The sequence below is a fragment of the Affinundibacterium fentianense genome (assembly GCF_018139545.1).
GTDB classification, from domain to species: domain Bacteria; phylum Pseudomonadota; class Gammaproteobacteria; order Burkholderiales; family Burkholderiaceae_D; genus Undibacterium; species Undibacterium fentianense.
Genome location: NZ_JAGSPJ010000004.1, coordinates 292,757 through 313,465 on the forward strand (window position 1 = coordinate 292,757; position 20,709 = coordinate 313,465).

Annotated in this window: 17 protein-coding genes; 8 read left to right on the forward strand and 9 right to left on the reverse strand. The window is 46.6% G+C overall.

The window, feature by feature from the left end:
• Positions 1-37 precede the first annotated feature (37 nt).
• Entirely contained in the window at positions 38-4,048 is a 4,011-nt protein-coding gene (locus KDM90_RS11090; protein ID WP_212675670.1) for a sensor histidine kinase, read from the forward strand.
• On the opposite strand, the gene KDM90_RS11095 is transcribed toward KDM90_RS11090, so the two are convergent.
• The 4 genes from KDM90_RS11095 to KDM90_RS11110 form a co-directional block, all read right to left on the reverse strand.
• Positions 4,027-4,761, reverse strand: coding sequence for an ABC transporter permease (locus KDM90_RS11095; RefSeq protein ID WP_212675671.1), 735 nt, complete (start codon positions 4,759-4,761; stop codon positions 4,027-4,029). The two genes, KDM90_RS11090 and KDM90_RS11095, sit on opposite strands and share 22 nt — an antisense overlap.
• Positions 4,758-5,750, reverse strand: coding sequence for an ATP-binding cassette domain-containing protein (locus KDM90_RS11100; RefSeq protein WP_212675672.1), 993 nt, complete (start codon positions 5,748-5,750; stop codon positions 4,758-4,760). The genes KDM90_RS11095 and KDM90_RS11100 overlap by 4 nt, the downstream gene beginning before the upstream one ends.
• 175 nt (positions 5,751-5,925) lie before the next feature.
• Positions 5,926-7,968: a M56 family metallopeptidase gene (locus tag KDM90_RS11105; protein WP_212675673.1), complete on the reverse strand. Its 2,043-nt coding sequence runs from the start codon at positions 7,966-7,968 to the stop codon at positions 5,926-5,928.
• 1 nt (position 7,969) lies between these two features.
• The gene (locus KDM90_RS11110; protein ID WP_212675674.1) at positions 7,970-8,422 is read right to left on the reverse strand and encodes a BlaI/MecI/CopY family transcriptional regulator; all 453 of its coding nucleotides are present in this window, start codon (positions 8,420-8,422) and stop codon (positions 7,970-7,972) included.
• A gap of 291 nt (positions 8,423-8,713) precedes the next feature.
• Here KDM90_RS11110 and KDM90_RS11115 point away from each other — a divergent pair, with 291 nt between their 5' ends.
• Positions 8,714-9,880: a glycosyltransferase family 4 protein gene (locus KDM90_RS11115; protein WP_212675675.1), complete on the forward strand. Its 1,167-nt coding sequence runs from the start codon at positions 8,714-8,716 to the stop codon at positions 9,878-9,880.
• Positions 9,881-9,901: 21 nt separating this feature from the next.
• Here KDM90_RS11115 and KDM90_RS11120 read toward each other — a convergent pair whose 3' ends face one another.
• The 3 genes from KDM90_RS11120 to hemE all read right to left on the reverse strand — a co-directional run bounded on the left by KDM90_RS11120 (position 9,902) and on the right by hemE (position 14,555).
• Positions 9,902-10,723: a hypothetical protein gene (locus KDM90_RS11120; protein ID WP_212675676.1), complete on the reverse strand. Its 822-nt coding sequence runs from the start codon at positions 10,721-10,723 to the stop codon at positions 9,902-9,904.
• 158 nt (positions 10,724-10,881) lie between these two features.
• Positions 10,882-12,912, reverse strand: a complete 2,031-nt coding sequence (locus KDM90_RS11125; protein ID WP_212675677.1) for a primosomal protein N' — start codon at positions 12,910-12,912, stop codon at positions 10,882-10,884.
• 557 nt (positions 12,913-13,469) lie between these two features.
• Complete coding sequence (gene hemE, locus KDM90_RS11130; protein WP_212675678.1) at positions 13,470-14,555, reverse strand: uroporphyrinogen decarboxylase; 1,086 nt, start codon at positions 14,553-14,555, stop codon at positions 13,470-13,472.
• A gap of 917 nt (positions 14,556-15,472) precedes the next feature.
• Between hemE and KDM90_RS11135 the strand changes: the two genes are divergently transcribed.
• Positions 15,473-16,135, forward strand: coding sequence for a hypothetical protein (locus KDM90_RS11135; protein WP_212675679.1), 663 nt, complete (start codon positions 15,473-15,475; stop codon positions 16,133-16,135).
• A 323-nt stretch (positions 16,136-16,458) separates the two neighbouring features.
• Here KDM90_RS11135 and KDM90_RS11140 read toward each other — a convergent pair whose 3' ends face one another.
• Complete coding sequence (locus tag KDM90_RS11140; RefSeq protein WP_212675680.1) at positions 16,459-17,148, reverse strand: Bax inhibitor-1/YccA family protein; 690 nt, start codon at positions 17,146-17,148, stop codon at positions 16,459-16,461.
• 247 nt (positions 17,149-17,395) lie between these two features.
• On the opposite strand from KDM90_RS11140, the gene KDM90_RS11145 reads away from it, so the two are divergent.
• The 5 genes from KDM90_RS11145 (at position 17,396) to KDM90_RS11165 (ending at position 19,843) form a co-directional block, all read left to right on the forward strand.
• Positions 17,396-17,806: an MAPEG family protein gene (locus KDM90_RS11145; protein ID WP_212675681.1), complete on the forward strand. Its 411-nt coding sequence runs from the start codon at positions 17,396-17,398 to the stop codon at positions 17,804-17,806.
• Between the two features lie 47 nt (positions 17,807-17,853).
• Positions 17,854-18,219 carry a glyoxalase superfamily protein gene (locus KDM90_RS11150; protein ID WP_212675682.1) on the forward strand — a complete coding sequence of 122 codons (366 nt, stop codon included), beginning with the start codon at positions 17,854-17,856 and terminating at the stop codon, positions 18,217-18,219.
• Positions 18,220-18,263: 44 nt separating this feature from the next.
• A complete protein-coding gene (locus KDM90_RS11155; protein ID WP_212675683.1) occupies positions 18,264-18,512 on the forward strand; it encodes a hypothetical protein in 249 nt (82 codons plus the stop codon).
• A 64-nt stretch (positions 18,513-18,576) separates the two neighbouring features.
• Positions 18,577-18,843 (forward strand): hypothetical protein, encoded by a 267-nt coding sequence (locus KDM90_RS11160; RefSeq protein WP_212675684.1) that lies wholly within the window; start codon positions 18,577-18,579, stop codon positions 18,841-18,843.
• A 379-nt stretch (positions 18,844-19,222) separates the two neighbouring features.
• The gene (locus KDM90_RS11165) at positions 19,223-19,843 is read left to right on the forward strand and encodes an HD domain-containing protein (RefSeq protein ID WP_212675685.1); all 621 of its coding nucleotides are present in this window, start codon (positions 19,223-19,225) and stop codon (positions 19,841-19,843) included.
• Positions 19,844-19,874: 31 nt separating this feature from the next.
• On the opposite strand, the gene KDM90_RS11170 is transcribed toward KDM90_RS11165, so the two are convergent.
• Entirely contained in the window at positions 19,875-20,618 is a 744-nt protein-coding gene (locus tag KDM90_RS11170; RefSeq protein ID WP_212675686.1) for a substrate-binding periplasmic protein, read from the reverse strand.
• Between the last annotated feature and the right edge of the window lie 91 nt (positions 20,619-20,709).

Sequence of the window (20,709 nt, forward strand, 5' to 3'; positions counted from 1 at the left end):
TGACTGGTCTGATCTTCATCATGCAGCTCCTACCACCATGCAGACATTATTGGCGCGACGCATCTCCTTTTTAAAACAGCTGACCCTCTGCTTGCTGTTTGGGATGAGTGGTTTTTACCATTTTGCCCAGTCTGCGACGCTAGGCTCGCTTCGCTTTGATCACATCGGACAGGAGCAAGGTCTCCAAATACAATCGATCACCGCCATCGCTCAAGATCAGCAGGGCTTCATGTGGTTTGGAACCCAAGCAGGACTCATCAAGTTTGATGGATACCGCACCACTGTTTTTCGTAGCGATCCACTCGACCCGACAACCCTGAGTGACAATTTTGCCTCAGCGCTCTACTTACACCATAACGGCGACCTTTGGATAGGAACGCAATCCGGACTGAGTCTGTATGACCGGCGAACTCAAAGCTTCATCAATTTCCATCGCGATGGTCAAGATCGCAGTCTAAAGGGAAACTACAAAGTATATGCAATCGTCAATGACGGAGCAGAAGGACTCTGGCTAGCAACCGACTACGGTTTAATGCATTTTGATATTCGTACTAGAGAATTTGTCGATTATCGGCACGATAAGGATAACGACAACAGTGTGCGTGATGATTTGATTACGGACTTGATACGCGATACGCGTGGAAATTTATGGATTGCAACGCCGATTGGTCTCGATCGATTTGAACCTCAGCGCAAAGTTTTTGAACATATCAATCTTAACTTGCGTCACCGTAACAATCTCAGCCAAAACAACATCATTGCACTCTCGCTCGATCGTCAACAAACATTGTGGGTCGGCAGTGAAGCGGGACTTACTAAGGTATGGATAGATCCAGAGGGAGTCAAAACGAGTAGTTTTGGTGATCAAGAGGGATTTGACCTATCCCATATCCAAGCCATCTACCACGATCAACATGACATTCTTTGGGTCGGCACTGTGACCCAAGGGCTACTTCGCTATCTTCCGACAAAACGAGAATTCGAACAATTCCGCCATCGACCACTCGATCCCAACAGCTTATTGCATAACCATGTCAGCAAAATCTACCAAGACCAAACTGGCGTCTTGTGGATCGGCGCCAAATCGTCGGGTTTAAGTCGGGTAGACCTCGTAAGCGGTGGCTTTAGTCGCTATGTACAACTGCAAGATGATGCAACAGGAACCAGTGATAATCGGATTCGCGCAATTGCCGCAGCGGGTGAACAACAACTTTGGCTAGGAACCTATGCTGGCGGCTTACTACGAATGAATTTAAACACCCGTAAAGTCGAAGTTTGGCAAAAAAATCCCAAACAAAAAATGGGCCTTCCCGATAACCAAATCGCCAGTTTCTTACCGGAGAGCGATGGCCGCATGTGGGTAGGAACACGCGCGGGCTTGACGCTGTTTGATATCGTCCAGAATCAATTCAAGCCGATTTACATTAGTGACGACCCAAACGACAACTTTATTGAGAGGATCATTCGCGATCAACAAGGCAATTTGTGGGTGTCAAGTCGAGGTGGATTACATCGACGTATCCCAGGGCAACAACATTTCACCAGCTTTCGCCATGATGCCAAAGATCCTCATAGCATGGCGAATAGTTGGGCCATGGCGCTACTCGAAGATCGCCAAGGCCGCCTATGGATAGGCACCATGAACGGCCTCGACTATTTTGATCGAGAAGAAGAAAAATTTGTTCACATTCAACACGACGAAAAAGACAAAACCAGTCTTAGTCACAACCGAGTTCACAGCCTATTTGAAGATAGCCGTGGCCGTCTTTGGGTCGGCACTTCCGGTGGCCTCAATCGGATGGAAAAGAATGCCAGTGACAAGTATCAGTTTCAATTCTATCCAACTCGTGCGGATGGATCTGCCGAATCGATCGGCGGCATACTCGAAGATAAATCGGGCAATATTTGGGTCAGTAGTACCGCGGGAATTTCGCGTTTGGACATGCAGACTGGTCGATTCAAGAACTACACAGAGAAAGATGGGATGATTCAAGGCTCATTCCTTATCGGTGCAGTCCATCTCTCACAAGATGGTACGATGAATTTCGGTGGATGGACTGGTTTAACCCGATTTAAGCCAGAAGACATCTTCGATAATCCGATTCCACCTAGAGTCGTCATCACCGATCTTCTTCTTTCCGATCAATCGATTACGAAGTTAGAAAAAGACGGCAGCGCACGTCTAGTTGGCTCGCTACACGACGCCAAAGAAATTCAATTGTCATATCTCGACTCAATTTTTTCTATCGAATTTTCTGCACTTCATTTCGCCAATCCTGCGGAGAATCGATACGCGTATCAATTGATAGGATTTGATCCAAAATGGGTTGAAACCGATGCGAAGAAACGCTTTGCCACCTATACCAACTTAGATCCAGGACGCTACATTTTTCGCGTCAAAGCCAGCAATAAAAATGGCGTATGGAATGAGGACGGCGTCGCATTAACGATTACCATCACGCCGCCTTTTTGGAAAACATGGTGGTTCCGTATCCTATTAGTGATCCTGTTAATCGGACTCACCTATGCATTCTTTCTTTTCCGCGTGCGTCAATTAATGCAGCAAAAGATCTTGTTAGAACAACAGGTAGCACACCGTACACAAGAACTACAAGACCAGAATGTCGCAGTTGAAAAGCAAAAGGAAACTCTCGAACACGCCCATAGAAATATCTCCTTATTGAGCGAAATCGGTAAAGAAATTACTGCCACACTAGATATGGAATCCATCATTAATCTGCTTTATCACAAGGTCAACGAACTCATGGATGCGAGCATTTTTGGGATCGGCTTTTACGATCATGAAGCCAGCCTCATCCGCTTTCCCTTCGTGATCGAAGCAGGCAAACGCTATGCGCCCTATACGCGCGCAACGAATGATAAAAACCAACTTGCGGTTTGGTGCCTCGATCAGCAAAAAGAAGTCGTGATTAATGATCTGTACGCTGAATATCATCACTATATCGACAATCTTGCATTGACTGAGAAGCCTGAAGCGTGGGGTGCAATTCGAGAAGATGGAGCAAGTGAACAGGTTCCCCTTTCTTCTTTATATGTTCCTTTCTTTGTTCGAGGTGAAATCCGCGGCATCATCAATGTGCAAAGCTATCATCGGAATGCCTACGAGACTACAGATCTCGACATTTTGCGCACGCTCGCATCGTATGTAGGCATTGCACTGGACAATGCACAAGCCTATCAACAGCTACAAGAAACCCAGGCACAATTAGTCGAGCGCGACAAACTCGCCGCACTTGGCTCATTGGTTGCGGGCGTCGCCCATGAACTGAATACGCCTTTAGGAAACAGTTTATTGATTGCAAGTTCGATTGAAGACAATATTCATGCGATCAATGAAAAAATCGCGAGCGGATCAATTAAACGTTCTGATCTCAAGCAATTTTCCGAGCGCAGCACCGAAGCTTGCACCCTACTGATACGCAGTTTGCATACGAGCGCGAATCTAGTCAGTAGCTTTAAACAAGTCGCGGTCGATCAGGCTAGTGCGCAAAATCGGCAATTCAATCTGAAGAAAACGACCACCGAAATCATTGCCACCATGATGAATCAAGTTCGTTTAGCCGAGCATCAACTTCACATCAACATTCCCGAACAGATTGATATGCACAGTTATCCTGGCCCGTATGGACAAGTGTTGATCAATCTTTTACAAAATGCACTCTTGCATGGATTTGATGGGCGCAAGCAGGGTTTAATACAAATCAGTGCCAGCATGCTCACTCCTGAACGAGTACAGATTCGCTTTGAAGACAATGGCGTCGGCATTAAGGAGGACAATTTACATCGGATATTCGAACCTTTTTTCACCACCAAACTCGGTCACGGCGGCTCTGGCTTAGGCCTGAATGTCACTTACAACATCATCACATCTTTACTAGGTGGGAGTATTCGGGTCGAAAGTGAAGTCGGTGTGGGAACAAGCTTCTTCTTAGAGCTACCTATTACTATCGAAGAGCAGGATAGCGCAAAAGAGATACTTTCGAATACAAATGCGTCTTACCCGCCTCAATCCAATCCAGATTCTTGACGCCCTACCCAGAAAGTAAAGATACCTAAGCTCAGAAGTGCCAGGATAGATGCCAGCAAGATCGCTTGCATCTGCATGGCCGATGAACTGCCATTCAATGCCGCCATCACATAGCTCCAAGGATAGTAGATCCATTTTTCCGAACGACCAATCTGGAGAATACCCATCGTCGCAACGACACCGAAGGCAAGCGGCGCAACGATATTTTGCACTCGCCAACTCATCCAGTGCTGCCAAATTAGAATCGGTAAGGCACTCAAACTTGCGCACCACAAGAAATGGAAAAATCGAAAATCAAATGCGCCATCTAATGGATAAGATAAAACGCCAAATACAAGGATACTCAATAGACAACTCAAGAGCAGCACTAAATTAGCACCGATCAAGAACAGCAATGCCAAGACAAACTTCGCAAGGAACAACTGACGTGGCGTAATCGGTAGAGTCAGCATTAGCCGCCAAGTTGCGTGTTTATGTTCGTTCCCATTCAATAAGCCGGTCATCAAAGCGAGATACAAAGGCAGCATAAAATAGCCCCATATTGCGGTTGTTCCGGCCCAGTACATGGTCCAAGGAATCACGCCAGTTTTATTCGTCTTGAGTTGTACGCTGAAACACAATAGGCTAACCATCAGAGGACATGCCAGCATCATCAACAAAGCAAGTGATCGTTTTACCTTAAGCAGCTCAATCTGTATTAATCGAAAGATCATGCTTCTGCTCCTTGCGTTTGTTCACGAAACCATTGTTCCAATCGCATCTTCTCAAAATTCGAATTATGTAATTGAAGGTTTGCATGAACCAATAGTGCATTCACTTCGTACACACTTGCTTGTGGTAGGTCTAGTACCTGTATGTGCGTCGCACTCAACTTCCGCGTCTTCAAGCTCTGCGCTGACAGTAAGGACTCCGCACTTCCTGCATCATTCACATGCAGCGTGAGTACACCATGTTGGGTAGGATGAATCGCATTCAACTCCGCTTGAAACTGGACTTTGCGGTCTTTCAAAAGAGCTAAATGCGTGGCAATTTTCTCGACTTCATCAAGCTGATGACTAGAAATCAGGATCGTACATTCTGTTTGGTCGGGCAAGCTCGCAAGGAGATCTCGCATCTCGTGAATACCTGCGGGATCCAGCCCATTCAGCGGCTCATCGAGTATCAATAGTTTGGGTTGTCCGAGTAAAGCATGCGCTAGCGCTAATCGTTGCTTCATGCCCAACGAGAAATGCCGAATCAGTCTTTGCGTATCGACCCGCAAACCCACGCTATCCAAGACACGTTCGATTTCCGAATTGGGCAGTGACTTGACCAGACAAGCAATCTTGAGAAATTCAAACGCGGTCAAGTTCGGATAGGCGCTCGGCGCTTCCACTAAACATCCGAGATCCCGAAGGATTGTTTGACGATGTGAACGGATATCTTTATCTAAGACTCGAATACTGCCGCTATCAGGCTGCAGCAGTCCAACAATAAGCCGTATCGCTGTCGATTTACCTTCGCCATTATTCCCTAGGAAGGCAAAGATACTTTTCCGGGGAACCTGCAAATCAAGGCCTTGCAGCACTTGTAAGTGTCCAAACCGTTTACTCACTGCTGTCATTTCTATCGCGAAATTCGCCACACTATTCTCCTCTTTGAGGACAACGATGCATTCTGTATCAACAGAATCATGCCGTCCCAAGCAACCCAAATAGAGCATACGTGTTTCGCATCGGCAGAGTACGTTACTGCGATAGAAGCGGGGTTTTCAGGAATGAGTGCGCGAAAACCGCAGATAAGGTGAGTGCCAGATACCAGATAGTGGTAACCAGAATAAAAAATGGGCCAAGAAGCAGCGAACTTCTTGGCCCAACTGGAGATTTAGGTGATAGAGATTAGACCTCGCTCACCGCCTTCGCCAAGCCTCTTTGCTTTGCGGATTGAATCAATTCTTGGATTTTCCTTTCGGCTTCCTTCGAGATCCCTTCCATTTTTTTACCTAACTGATCCATTTGTGCGCCTAGCGCTTCCATCGGTTTGGATGCTTCCGCCATTTTTTTGCTTAACTCTTCGAGTGGTTGCAAACTGCGTTGAAGATCCTGTTCTTGCAAATGAAACTCTTTTTGATTTTTTTGCATTTCCTCAGCCAATTTGCTAAACCTAGCTTGTTCTTTCGCCAGTGCTTCCAAGGCGTGTTGACGCGCTTGATCAGATTGCGCATTGGCGACTTTCTCAGCTGCCGCTTCTAACTTTTTCTCTAATCCTTGCATTTTCTTCTCGACGACACGCATCGCCTTTTCAACAGTGGCATCAATCGCTTTGTGATCAAGCTGAACGGCCTCCATCTGCGCACCAATTTTCTCCATCACTTCACCATGTTGCTCCATCTTTTTGCCATGTTGCTCCATTTCTTGACCCAATACTTCTAAGGGTTGGTAGGCTGCGTTGGCTTGTTCAAGAATCGCTTTGTCTTTGATCACATAAGACTGCCCCTTTTCGGAGAACCAAAGAAATTCATCTTGGTTATTTTTCTTGAGGCGCTCAATTTCGGTCAGACCTGCTTTGCTACTACGCACAAATGTACTGTGCTCACTTCGTGGTCGAATTAGCGCAAAATTGGTCGCATTTTCCTCCTTTTGCACTTTATTCCGTTGCTCTTGCCGATCAAGCGGTGCAGGCGCAGAAGATTCTTCTGTCAGCATCGATATCGACGTCAAGCTTGGCGTCTCGACCGGCGAAGACACAACTGAGCCGATCATGCTCGGCTCGGGTGCAGTGCCGCTGTTAGTTGCTAGCTCGGCAGAAGCTGTCGATGCTAAAGAAGTAGGCGCATTGGCTTGTGCATATAAAGCGATACAGGTCGCACTCAGTCCTAAAGCAGGTAATAAGACTTTCCAGCCCGCGGTTGCGACTGTCGAGACCTGTGCGGTCGACATTGCTCGGGTCAAACGTTTGATACGTAACATAAGTTGTCCTCCATGTGCCACTTGGGCGAGTTGAGGGTGAATAAACTGGAATCGCTCCAGCTCGGATAATGCAAGTGCTAGACGCCGCGGTTCGCCTAACATACTTGCGGCTAAATCATCTGCGATCTGTTCCCGCTCGATTCGAATTTGCTTGGATAGCCACCAAACAACTGGGTGATAAAACAAGACAATTTCGATCAAACTCTGAAATAGGTTAACTAAATAATCCCATCGCTTAATGTGTGCGACTTCATGCGCCAGCAGGGCTTCGACCAATTCAACCGGCATTCCACTCAACAGTGCGCTCGGAAAAATAACGATGGGTCGCCACCAGCCTGCTGTCACAGGAAATTCAAGATGATCCGATACACCAAAGCGGATACGCCGCTGCATGCCCATTGCCGATGCCATCGATTGTAATTTCGCGGACCAAATTGGATCACGGTCTTGATGAGCGAAATCAATTTGCTTGGAGACCCAACGTAGACCCAATACAAAACGAAGTAAGAATACCAACATGCCTAGTATCCAAGCGGCAAATAGATACGGTAGACAAGACAGGATCATTTCACGCGTGTGGGGTGCGATGGTTCGCGCTGCGGGCCCCAATGCGTGAGCTTTGTGAGCGGCCTCCTCGTCTCTAGGAATCGACCCAAGTGAAGAGACAAACTCTGCGTTGGATCCCGATCGAAAGGTAGAGGTCGATGGGGCGTGTTGAATCACATAGCTCAAAGGAAAACAGACACAGAGCAGCAAAGCACCTAGCGCGAGAATATAGCGAGCCTGTGCGAAAACTGGACTATGTTCACGACGCAAAACTCGCAAGGCGATAGCAGTAAAAACAAACAGAGCCGCACCTTGCCACACGAAGTGCAGCAAAGCCATTCCAATTACCGCAATCCAATCTTGCAAATAGATCTGTAAGTTGGGGAATAGTGTGGCGGGAAGATCTAGAAGGATGCTTGGATTCATCTCACTCTCCCTTTTGTTCGTCTTGTTGACCTTGCTGATTCGGATCGTTGTGTAAAAAGGCTTGAATTTCGGCTCTATCCTTATCACTGACATGCTCTTTCAGGGCTGCCATGATGAGCTCTTTGCCCGAGCCAGAGAAGGCGCGTTGGATGAAATCCTTGAGCAAATTTGTCTGCAACTTCTCTTGCGGTTGCGCTGCTGCATACACATGTGATCGTGCACTTTCATCTCGGCTGAGCAGACCGTCGGTATGCATAATTTGCAATTGACGTAATACCGTTGCCTGGTTAATTTCAGGGCGATCGACTTGTACTCGTTCGAACACTTGTTTCGCGGTTGCGGGGCCGTGTTGCCATAACACGCGCAGTAGAGCTAGCTCTGCTGCAGTGGGCTTTCGACTCACTGGTTTAGGGCGAGAATGTGTGTCGACTTTCGATGTCTGATGCTTAACCATACGATTTCCTTATTCAATAGCGTTAGCATAGACCATCTAGAATTTTTTTTCTAGAAAAATTTTTCTAGTTTGGTGAAAATAATTTTCAAGACTAGATAAACCACGATACAAACGATTCTTCACTTGCGCATTTGAATCGGGTCAACCTAGGCGTTTTTTGAAACAAAAGTCGCACAACGAGCGAACTGTCGCTTATCCTTTATTCTTTTGCGACTTCTTCGCGGAACCGATGGAAACCTACACAGCAACTTGGCCTTCACATCCTCAATCGCGCATCCTATGAACAGGCCTTTGAAATTACATCTACAGGGTTGGCGTTACTACACGCAGTCTGTGGCACTAGTGCATCAGAATTATTGCTATGGACTATCGCAGTACGCCGATTTCCAGATATCGCATGAGGAATTGCCTCCACCACCACCGCATATTTTACGCAAGGGTACGGTATGGTCCCAGGTTCAAGATATTCAGGGCCCCGAGAAAGATACGCTCATCCGCGCGATTCCTGACTGGTCGACTACCCAAGGCGAACCTGATTGCACCGTACGCACAGCGTATCCTTACGATTTCACTCCCGCGCAGCACGGCAATACTTTGGTGTTCTCAATCACGGAGACGAATGCACTTCCTGACATCTTAGTGAGTGGTCCTGCTCTGCGAGACATCGCGTCCAATCACAGAGTCAAAATTTTGACCGCATCGGAATTCTCCCGACAAGCTTTGATCGAGAGTGGTGCAGCCGCCGAGCGAACTTTAGCCATCCCATTAGGCTACGACCCTGCACTATTTTTCCCGCTTGCCGCTCAAAAACGCGAGCTCTTACGACAACGCCTAGGCTGGCAAGATCAATTTGTGTTTTTGTCCGTCAGTGCAATGTATATTCACAAGGGTATCGATTTAACTTTAAAGGCATTTGCTGAAATTTCAGTCGAATTTCCAAACGCGATTTTGGTCTTAAAAGGGAATGACAGCGCCTATGTGTCAAAAGCAGCCTTGCATTCCGCTATCACCAACTTGAGTGATACAGAGTGGCAGCGCATACAGCCCAAATTGCGTTACCTTGGCAAAGCGACCTCGATGGCGCAAATTGCAAATTACTATCACGCAGCGGATGTCTTGCTGTCACCGTATCGTGCCGAAGGATTTAATCTGCCTGTCATTGAAGCTGCGGCTTGCGGTCTTCCAGTGATCTGCACTGCCGGTGGGCCAACCGATGAGACCACCACCGCGGAATTTGCGTGGAGAATTCCGAGTAAGGCACACACGATAAAATCGGAATTTTGGCGCGGCGATTGGTTGGAACCTGACTACCGTGAATTTCATCACCTGATGCGTCTCGCGATTACGCGCCCAGATTTGCTACAAGCGGCCCGGCTTGCTGGTCCGAAGCATGTTCGTCAACGTTACACATGGCAACATGTCACACACGAGTTGGCGCAAGCAATTCGGCACTTTTAATTGCACCTACCATTCAATCGACTAGGTATGGAGCAAGCGTTGTAACATTCCTTGTAAGCTAGCTTGCCGCCGCGAGGCATCCAAAATCCACAAAGGATGCTTGACGCCTTTGCAGTCCTGCTCTTGTAAAACACGCAGCAAGGTATGGAAATCAGGCGCAATCGCGTGCGTTGTTTGGGTATCAATAGACAAATTGGCGTCACGATAAAAATACAGGCTGTCCTCGGTCAATAAAAAGACATGGTTCACGTAGGCCTGATCTTGCCATACAGGCAACCATGGCCCCGCTCCCTCACACACGATGGCCTGCGGCTGTCGTGCCTGCAAATGCATAAAAGCTGCTTGAACTTTCTCACGACCAAGAATTTTGTACGGGCTTGAGATCCCGTCTAACAATTGCGCGTTGGCAAACGGTAAGCCCGTCTTCTCTAGGAGATACGCAATGTCAGGCCGATTGGCTAACCGTTGCCCTTTTTCACTAGTCCACATTTCGACATTCTGTAACGATGCGGAGCCTATGCGCATCAAAAAAGTGTCGAGAATCCTATCCTTGAAAATCACTTGGCGTGGGACAACCAAATCCAAATCATCCGTACTGGTCAGGGGTGAGGCATGACAAAGTAGTGCCCCGTCCGAAAAAGCCATACGCTGGTTTAATTCGATAGATTGGCCAAACATGTAATCAACGCCATCCCGCAGACGCATTCCAGCGAAAGGCTTAAACCCCAAAGAGGGGCACCCCGCTTGATTCAATACACGAATCAGCTCAGTTGCTAGTGTGGTCTTGCCGGCGTTGGTATGGGTTGCGACGACCCAATAGATTTGTGTTGACTTCGGTATCATGGGGAAACTTACACGACGATGGCTATCCTATAGGGGGAAGCAAATTTGTCATAGTCGACAAACATAATTCCCAATGAAAACGATTCTCTCTTGAAACTTGTGCATTCACTTTCAGTTTTACGCCTCGATTCTATTCCTGTTGGTGAGGCGTGTTCTTTCTAAATATCCACAGGATCAATTTCAACGCCCCATTTCACCCGCGTCTTTATGGCTCGCAGATCTGCGAGCCACTCTCTTAGGAAGGCTTGAAGGGCAGGGCGTGAATTCGATTCAACTAAGAGTTGGGCGCGATCTACATTGTGAACCCGCGTCATCGTCATCGGGATAGGATCGTTAATCGTGATACCGTGATGCGCAGTACAGTGCGCGGCTTCTTTCAGGAAAAGAATGGCCGTTTCCAATTCTTTGGCCTCGGCACGTAGCAAGGCTTGATAAATAAACGGTGGCATCGCAGCTTGCTGGCGCTCTTCCAACAAGTCATCGGCAAAGCCCTGGTAATTGTGATGCATCAAGGCGTGGTACAAAGGATGGTCAGGATATCGCGTTTGAATTAAGACTTCACTCGGGTTACCGCCCTCCTTCTGCCCTGCCCGTCCAGCGCGTCCGGCGACTTGCATGAGTTGTGCAAACAATCGCTCACTCGCTCGAAAATCTTGTGAGAATAGAGCACTATCAGGGTTAAGTGCGGCGACCAATGTTAAATTCTTAAAATCGTGCCCTTTTGCAACCATCTGCGTCCCGATCAAAATATCGACGTCGCCCCGGTGCACAGTATCGAATGCGGCTTCGGCACTTCCTTTTAAGCGAGTCGAATCAGCATCAATTCGAAAAACTCGGGCTTCGGGGAAAATCGCCTGCAGTCCTTCCTCCAATCTTTGCGTGCCTCTTCCCAAAGCTTGCAAGTCCACATTCCCACACGTTGGACAAGCACGCGGAATTCTTTGCTCCCATCCACAATGATGACAGCGCAATTTTTTATCCAGTTTATGCATGACCAGATGCGCGGTACAACGAGTGCAATTGCTCATCCAACCACAGGCATCACAATGGATCACAGGTGCATAGCCGCGTCGATTCAAAAACAGTAGTGATTGCTCACCCTTCTCTAAACGTAAGCGGATCGCAGAAATTAATCTTTGTGTCAATCCTTCGGAGGGTTTTTCACGTTCGGTATTAATGATTTTTACGATCGGCAAAACAGCCGCTTGCACCGCACGCTCTTGCAATTCCAATTTAATATAACGTCCCGCTTTGGAATGCTGCCAAGTTTCTAAAGAGGGGGTTGCCGAGCCCAATACCACAGGGATACCGAGTTGGTGCGCGCGCCATACGGCAAGGTCTCGTGCTGAATAGCGCAAGCCCTCTTGCTGTTTGTAAGATGGATCATGTTCCTCATCAATGATGATCAATTGCAAATGAGGAAGCGATGATAAAATTGCCAATCGAGTGCCGAGAATAATTCTCGCTTGTCCAGTATGCGAGGATAACCAATGAAGTAGGCGCTCACCTTCCGCCATTCCGCTGTGCAAAGTCGCTACCTGCAATCCCGGGAAGCGCTGCCGAATATTCCCTTCAAGTTGCGGTGTCAGATTAATTTCGGGTACCAAGATGAGAACCTGACTCTGCTCCTGACGTGCCAACATTCGCGCGGCTGTTTGCAAATACACTTCCGTTTTGCCACTGCCGGTAACCCCATGCAACAAGTAAGGGGCAAATCCACTTTTGCTTGTGATGGTTTCAACTGCTTGATGTTGTTCGCGATTCAAATCGGGCGGACTACTTGGCTCGACAGAGTCGAGCTTTGCGAGCGCCAGCTTCGCCAATTTCTTTAAATTTCTATCCAGTGAGGTCGGCTTTGGTACCCGTAAATTTTTTGGCAAGGCAGGGATCGCGACCTCGCCGATAGGTCTTTGATAATAGTTAGCGGCGAATTGACATAGCGCAATCCAGCGCGCATCGAGTGCAGGGCATTGGTGTCGCACCGCTAAAACGGATTTGATTTTGTCTGCTGGGACATCGGTTTGCGAATGGACAGCAAGTATCAGACCCGCCATTTCCTGTCGACCAAACGGTACTAAGGCAATCTGCCCGACTTGTGGCAAAGGGTTATCCGGACTAGGCTCCCAACGATAGTCAAAGAGCCTGTCAAGTGGGGTATCAAGAGCAATTGTGAGGTAAATGGGTTCCACGAACTTAATGTAAGGCTTGAGGTAATGCGCTAACTATCGGTTTCATAAGCTCTTTTTACTCTATCCACACAAACTGTGGATAACTTTGTGGACAAAGGTATCTTGACAAGCTGGAAGCCTAGTCTCTATGCGGGTTTCAACAAAATGCACAATTGCCAAGCACAAAAAAATCCCTTTAAAAACAATAGGTTATAAATATTTATTTGAAGCAAAAAACAAATTTCCATATTATTTTTTTGTGTGTCTTTTTTTGTGAATAACTACCAAAATATCTAGCCGAAATTCTGACTTATCCACCGCGAATTCATTTGCTCTCTACGCTGTTCTGGCTGCTAAGCAGCATCGTTACGATGTTTTGCGTAGCAACATGACGATGAATCAAGCTTGATCATTCGATATTGCGATCGATGCCCAGTCTCGATTCATCGAGTAACGCAAAATCCGCGCAACACTTCCAAGCCAGACGCGAACCAATTTCACACCAGTATCACGCATGCCTCATACTGGCATAAGCAAACTGGATTGTGCGCAAATTGGAATTAAAAGGCCAACACGACTTAAGACTGGCGTTGTTGACGACTCACTTCATGCACCGTTTCGACCAACACACTCACCGCGTCAGGTGAGGTAAATTGAGAAATACCATGGCCCAAATTGAAGACATGGCCATGACCGGCACTTGGTTTGCCGTAAGAATGCAATGCTGCCGTGACCTCTTTGCGAATTTGGTCTGGTTCTGCAAACAAGACCGCTGGATCGAGATTGCCTTGTAATGCAACTTTGCCGCCGACACGCTCGCGAGCCTGACCTAAGTTCACCGTCCAATCCAAGCCAAGCGCATCAGCACCAATGTCAGCAATTTGTTCCAACCATAATCCACCACCTTTGGTAAACACGATACAAGGTATGCGTTGACCATCTTTTTCTTTTTGTAATTTGCTAACGACATCCTGCATGTACTTCAACGAGAATCGTTGGTAGGCGCCATCCGCTAGTGCCCCCCCCCAGCTATCAAATATCATGACCGCCTGAGCACCCGCGTCAATCTGAGCATTCAAATAACTTGCGACGGCTTCAGCATTCAAACGCAAAATACGATCCATCAAATCGGGGCGCTTGTACATCAAAGTCTTGACTCCATGAAACTCACGCGAACCCTGACCTTCCACCATGTAACATGCCAAAGTCCAAGGACTGCCAGAAAAACCGATCAAAGGCACACGGCCATCTAGCGTACGGCGGATCTGCGTGACTGCGTCAAACACATATTGCAAGCTGCCTTCTTCCGGCACTTTCAAATCCAAAATCGATTGTTCGTCTTTAAGGGGACGTTCAAACTTTGGCCCCTCCCCCTCTTCAAAGTACAAACCCAAGCCCATCGCATCAGGCACGGTCAAAATGTCCGAGAACAAAATAGCCGCATCGAGCTTAAAGCGATCCAAAGGCTGAATGGTCACTTCGGTCGCAAAATCAGGATTTTTCGCCAAACTCATAAACGAGCCCGCCCCCTTGCGCGTCGCACGATACTCAGGCAAATAGCGTCCAGCTTGGCGCATCAACCACAAAGGGGTGTAATCCGTTTCCTGACGCAACAAAGCGCGTAAAAATGTGTCATTTTTGAGCGGGGCAAATTGATTAGACATAGCGACTTTCAGAGAGCAATAGAGGTAATTCGATATTATCCCTGATCTAGGCCCAAACCGTATATGTAAAATGTCAAAGGCCGTTCGACTGCCAAGGGCAAGACAACAGAACTACGCGCAAACAAAAACATCACTAAATTAACTTAGTGTACTTAGACGAACTATTGGAACGCCCCCCTTGGTTCTAAAATGCCGAATTATGAAATTTTGCAGTTCCCGAATTGTTTAATAAATGCGCAAAATCCTTGAAAAACACTTTCACAACGAACTTATAGGGTGTCCATCAAAAAATTTTTTCATGTCAGATCACTTTTTCAGGCACCTTTATGGTTGCCAAAAGCAATATGCAAAGAAAAGAAGTCGACTCGAAGCTTGAACTCTCGCCTAGTAGGTAGTGCTGACCGTATTTGCTCAGTCGCTGATTTGCCCTTAATCAGCCCAATGAAAGGTCACTTAGTTGGGGTGTGTACCGAGCTTAGAATTTAAATCAACATTTCACCAAACTGCTGACTTAAGAGTCTCTGAATTTAGGAATCAAATGATGATGTGTCCAAGAATGATTGGGCAAAATAGTCCGTTGTTGCTCAATCAGGTTGTTGACTTCCAGCGCAATTAAAAAAAGGGATTGATGAACATTTATACAAAGTTAAAGTAAAAATTTGGAGCCAAGCTTTGAGTAAAGTCATAGAAGTCTAGCAAACACTTCATCGTTACGAAATAAGAGTAAAGACAGCACTTCCTCCCAAAAGCAGAACTGCGCATCGCACTTGCTTCAAAAAGACGCTCTGTGGCATATTGCAAGTTAAGAAAGTAAATTTCACTATTTTTCTTCAGACTTGAGAACCTCAACGAGGCGTTTGGAAATTTTTGAAGTTCATAATGGTTTGCAATTTGACATTCTTATATAGGAGGCTATCTTGACCCAGGATATTTCATCAGCAATTCAAGCTGTCGCCAGCGTCGTAACAGCGATTATCGCGCTTGTCGCATTAAAACAAGTATCACTTCTTCGAACGCAAATTAAAACTGATCACGAACGCAGTAGACGTCATAGAGCTGTCGAAGACCTCCGAGATTGGAACAACCATTTGACAGAGAACATCACATCTACGCGCCGCCTAGTAGAAACATTTTCAGACGAGCAATTAGAAGCACTTAAAGAAAATAAAGGCATTAAGCTTTCTAAACAATATCGAGCCATTGCTGACGTGGCGTTGGGCATTGCGCCAGAAGATGTGCTTCTCGAGGATGGTGACTTCTATTTGCTTTCGCCAGAACATGCGATACGACTAAGAAATCATTGCATCCGCCATCTAAATGCCTTTGAGATCACGTTGGCGGCGTGGCGACATGGCATCGCCGACAATCATATTATCGAAGAACAACTGAGCTACTTGGTCGATCTGAAGCGAGGCTGGAAGATGCTTGAAAAGTTTCGCAAACAAGTTGTTGGGCTCGACGCCCACCCTGCCACTGAAATGTTTGTTCAACTTATTTCAGAGAAGAAGGGGGCGATCGAGCTTGAGAAGCAATTGTTTGAGGAATCCAGCAAACCACAGGGACTACCCAAAATTGTATGACTTCTCAAAAAATTAACTCATTAAAGTAAAGTAACTTAATCAATAGTTCTGACCAAAACTTGGATACAATAGATAATCCAGCATCTAGATTGGAATCGATTGTATCCGTCTTGAATAGAAGACTGCTCGATCCTTGCACGATTCGCCTACGATACTGAATCGGACTGAAGTAAAATTCCTCGAAATGTACCCATAATTTCGTAGTAATTGAACAATCAGTTTGTGCTTCCGTCACATTTACAAATCCTTTTTGACTCGTTCAAGCGTGCGTTGCACCACCACTGCTGAGCGAATTTTTGACCGGTGCTGGGGCCACAAACGAATTAGTCACGCGATGCGGTGAGTATGCGTAATACATACCAGAACATCAGCGCAACGGAGGCGAACAATTCCAAAGCTGCGCCCACGTAACGCTCTTCATCATAGTGATGAATAATATTCGAGGCGTCATACAAAATCGCCCCCCCAGCAAAAGCCACCATCGCGACGCTAAAAAACATACCGAGTTGGAAGCCAAAAACCAAGCCGGAAACGACCAAGATCAAAGCCAATAATCCGCCCCACTTGAGAACCGTTCCCAAGAAACTAAAATCCTTACGAGACGTATAAGCAATCGCGATGAGTGCCACTGTTGCGACCAGTGTAATGACAGCGGCATTAGTGATCACGCCAGGTGCATAGCTGTCAGCGATATACAGCAAAGGAACGAAGATGATTGCTTCCGCCAAAATGAAAGTCGCCAATGCAGCGTATTGCAAAGCTTTACTTTCAACGGTGTGGGCAGTACGTGACGCCAACCAACTTATCAACATAAAAGCGCCGATGATCGCAAGCCAGGGCAACTGGAAAATCGCATTAGCAATGGATTCAGACAGCCCTGTTGCAAAAAACAACATTTCTAGTGCAGTGAACGCGACGATAGCGCCGCCTAAATGATTAAACGTCTTTGCAATAAATTTCTCACGAGACCGCCCATATGTGTGGTGGCCAGTTACCTGTGCTTCGAGTTCCATTATTTTCCTTACTAAGGGTTGTGGGTAGAAATTGAGGTGGACGTAAAGCAGATACAGCAAAGTTTTTCTCGAAGCACGCAAGGACGCCGCTTGCCACAAAAAATGATTGCAAATAGATTATCCAAAGCTATACTAAGCCCTGTTTATCATTTCTTCAACAATTAAACCAATAAAGTTTGATTTTTGACGCAAACCCGTGATCTCGATGTAATGAATGAACTCAACCTAAATCAAGCGAGACAACAGGATGTCACAAACACTTCTGCTTCCAATGACTGCACATGTCCTGCTGGCCGCGCTGCTGTATGGGCTACTGACACTTGTGCGAGCACCTAAAGTTTGGGGTATTGGCGCTCGTCAAGATGGATCGAATCCTTGGGCTATGTATGAACCGAAAATAAGCGCCAATTTATCCAATCAATTTGAATGGCCCTTATTCTTTCACATCGCGTGCCTCATTTTCATGATGACAACCACAAACAATCCTTATGATACTGTGGTCAGTGTCTTGGCTTGGCTGTTCATCATTGGACGCATATTGCACAGCATGATTCAAATCGGGACGAACAATATTCGCCTACGCGGACTTGTTTTTACCATTAACTTTTTGGCAGTGATGGGTTTATGGGGCATGCTATTTTTCGCCCGTATGCCTTAAACCAAGATGGCAAATCACTTTCCATGTATTGTTTGACAGGATTAGCAATGGAATTTCAAACCATCCCTATTTTACGTATTTTTGACGAAGACAAAGCCAAGGAATTTTATCTAGATTTCCTCGGTATGCAGCTGGATTGGGAACATCGCTTTGAAGCGGGGATGCCGATTTACATGCAAGTATCGAATGGTGAATTCGTCTTGCACCTGAGCGAGCACTCTGGTGATTGCACTCCCGGTAGCAAAATATTTGTTCGAGTCAAACATTTCGAGAAATGGTTCGAGGCGATCAACGCTCGTCCCTATAAATACAATCGACCCACTATCGAAATGGCCAGTTGGGGTGATCGCACTTTCACCGTGACCGATCCGTTTTCGAATCGACTGCTGTTCAATGAAACAAAAGAAATGTGAATGCCATTCCGACTGAGGCCCAAAAATTCGACCAGAGCAATCCTATGACCTTGAATAAAACTATCATTTTAATTAATCTTGGTATCGTTGGTGCTGGAGTTCTATTCTTATCCACTCTTGTTTCGACCACGCTACCGACTCTGCTCAAATTCAGCGACTTTGAACTCGGGTGGATACGCAATATGTGCTTACTTGCGACGGTATCGACTATCCTGATTGCAGCCAGCAAAAGAACGCGAGCAGCGGAAGGAATCAAAGGCAATGAGAGCACCGCTAAGAGAACTGGACAATAGATTAAGTCAAATTAACGACGACGCAGATATTCCTACAACACGCCACTTCACGCAATCTTGAAAAATGATGAATCCATCCGACAAAACAACGACGACGAACCGCCCACTTTCGATTCGATTTATGATCGTTAGCCTCCTCGCTTGTATTTTGAGCGTCATCACGATAGCCGCTGGGGCCTTATACATTGGCCTAGAATTTGATGCCTACATGTCACATTGGTATGGCTCACATAGCATCATCTTCCTCTGTTTTGCTGTCACCTATTTGATCGACTTTGGCGTTGCGCGTCTGCAAAAACCGCGCACTTTGCCATTGCAGACTGCGTCTTGATATTGCGTTCGATGCGTTCGTCACTCATTGCACTCTGCATATTGGGTGCAATGCTGGTCGCGGCGTATTGCTTCGACTCAGATCAAGGTCGTTTCAGCGATACAAGAAATTTCATAGATCAATCCTTCGGCACCGCCAAAGCATCCCTTTCACACACTAACAACTTGATCTAACAAGCAGGGCCCCAAGTAACGAGGCATATTGCGCGCAGTAAGCTTTGCCGACGTGTATTACCACGCAAGACCAAATGGAGAAGACAAGATCGATCCTTCGTGCATTGTTTTAATCAGTGAACCAACTAAGCAAAATTACCAATACTCAAGCGTATCTGCTGCAACTAACTGCCTCTCTTGAACGACAACAGTCGAGGGCTCTTTCAATGCTTTACCACTCCGCAGAACTTTTCAATCTCTCTTGGCAGCGCGCTTGGTCGAATCTAGAATTATGCCCGCCAAAGAATACAGCTGCGAAGCTAGTCGCAGCCTACAGTCAGTCTCACAGGCATTATCATACTTGCCAACATTTACAGGAATGTTTAACGTACTTTTCGGAAGTCGTGGATCTAGTAAAGTTTCCAGGAGAAGTTGAAATCGCTTTGTGGTTTCACGATGCCGTGTACGAATTACGAGCGAATGACAATGAAAAACGCAGTGCCGATTGGGCGCTAGAAGTGCTGTCCTGCGCTGGTGCTAGCGATGAGCAATTATCGCGTGTAGGGAGTTTGATTATGGCGACCTGCCATCAAGCCGAACCAAGCGAGTCAGATCAACGGCTATTAGTGGACATTGATTTATCAATACTGGGGGCGAACCCAGCTCGATTTGCAGAGTATGATACGCAAGTTGGACTTGAATATCACTGGGTTCCAAAATGGATCTATCGCTCGAAACGCAAAGCGGTATTAAGAAATTTTTTGGATCGACCACAAATTTATGGCACGGCGCATTTTCATGAACGCTTGGAAGCACAGGCCAGAGTCAACTTAGCAGCCTGCATTTAGAATTAAACCAAGGGCAATACGGCTTAGACGATCATTTCTTTGATGCGTCCACTTTCCATCGCTTACTCATTTTTATCAAGGTTTTATCTTTCACCATCTCTGCAAAAGTAGTTTCAACGCGACGAATAAACCCTATTGGCGTGCTTTTACCAAACGCAAAATACAATGCCGTATCACGCGGCACTTGCACTGTTTTTTCTAGTTCCTCTGGCTTCAAATCACATGCGGCACCAAATGCTGCAATCCCATCAGGATCGAAAGGAATCAAATCAACCCGACCAGCCTTCAACTTTCGGCAGTTCGACAACATTGAAGGTGCGGTGTCCACTTTGACCCCTATTCGCGCGAAAACAGGAAGACTGGCGTTGTTCGCTTCGTCACCGACGAGATATTGGCGCACATCGTCTAAACGCCGCACCTTGATTTCGGATCGGCGTTTTAATTTGTATAGCCATTCTTCACTGCGCGTCACTGGACCAATCCAATAATAATTTTCTTCGCGCTCGGGAATTCGGGCAACGGTGAACAACATCACCGATGATTGCATCCGTGCAGTATGCAGGGCGCGTGTCCACGGCACTAGCTCAACTTCCAAGCGCATTCCCATGCGGCGTGCGAGATCTTCTGCGACATCGACACTTAGACCTTGTACACGCTGATCCTTGACGAAATTGTAGGGAAAATTCAAATCACTCGTCACCACTTTGAGTACGGAATTAGACGTGGCAAACCCGAGCTGCGGCAGCAAAAACAAAAATGATAACAGTGAAATCAACAATAACTTCAATAGATGTACTCCGGCTCATTCGAAGATTTTGCCCATCAAGGCATAGCTTGCGCTTGATACCACGCTATCCATCCATTGT